The organism is Psychrobacter sp. 1044, from assembly GCF_904846525.1.
GTDB lineage: Bacteria > Pseudomonadota > Gammaproteobacteria > Pseudomonadales > Moraxellaceae > Psychrobacter.
This window is the reverse complement of sequence record NZ_CAJHAZ010000055.1, coordinates 1-918: the sequence shown is the minus strand read 5'-3', so window position 1 is coordinate 918 and position 918 is coordinate 1. Positions and strand designations below refer to the sequence as shown.

General features: G+C 40.8%; 2 protein-coding genes. Both read right to left on the bottom strand.

From position 1 onward, the window contains the following. Window positions 1-5 precede the first annotated feature (5 nt). Window positions 6-530 (bottom strand): IS630 family transposase, encoded by a 525-nt coding sequence (locus JMX82_RS14160; protein ID WP_201541007.1) that lies wholly within the window; start codon window positions 528-530, stop codon window positions 6-8. Continuing rightward, window positions 505-855, bottom strand: coding sequence for an IS630 transposase-related protein (locus tag JMX82_RS14155; protein WP_201541006.1), 351 nt, complete (start codon window positions 853-855; stop codon window positions 505-507). The genes JMX82_RS14160 and JMX82_RS14155 overlap by 26 nt, the downstream gene beginning before the upstream one ends. Window positions 856-918: the final 63 nt, after the last annotated feature.

The window sequence follows — 918 nt, the reverse complement described above, 5'->3', positions numbered from 1 at the left end:
TATAGTCAGTTCAAAACAAAAGTGTTATGTCTAGGACAAACATCATAAAATAATTTGGATAAGTCATTTTCCATCCACCCTTGGCGTAGAAACTTCACTTGAGCCCATTTTTTCTCAATAGGGTTCAAGTCTGGGCTGTACGGCGGCAGCCATAGGATACGATGACCATGCCTGTTCAGTAATTTTTGGATACGTCTACTTTTATGAAACCGAGCGTTATCCATGACAATCACGCATTTGGTTTTAAGGCTTGGGATTAGGGTGTGTTTGCACCAATCGTAGAATATGCCGCTGTTAATGTTGTGTTCAAAGTAATCCAGTGCAAATAGCATCTTTTCATATAGAGCCCCAATGACGTTGGTTCGCTTTTTACCTTGCCAGTTGTAGCTGTCGATACAGGGTTTGCCTATCGGTGCATAACCATGAGGACGAATGGTCTGGCTTTCAAAACCGCTTTCGTCCATATACACAATGGGATAACCTTGCTGTTTAAAGTTATCAAGCTTACTCTGATACGCCGCTCTTTTTATTGGACATGCTTTTGGATGCTCTAAGGTCTTTTTTTTGACTGATGCCTAGGCGTTTTAAAGCCTCACAAATGGCTGGGGCAGTACAGTTGAACCGTCTTGCTCTCTCATAGTGATAGTCATCAGGGTAACGCTCAACGTCTTTGCGTAGTGCATCATCCGGTATTTTTGATGGCGTAACATTGCGAGTGCTCTTACTATGCAGCCGTTTCTTCCACTTTTGAATAGTGGTTGGACTAATGTCATAAAAAGAGGCTGCCTCGGCAAAGGTCATGCCATCTGCTAAGCTTTTAAGAACTTGTTTGCGATAATCTAGTGAGTAAGTCATGATAATTGAGTATATCTGTTGAGATGTTTTATCTTATAACATTTTTATACTTAATGCACTATA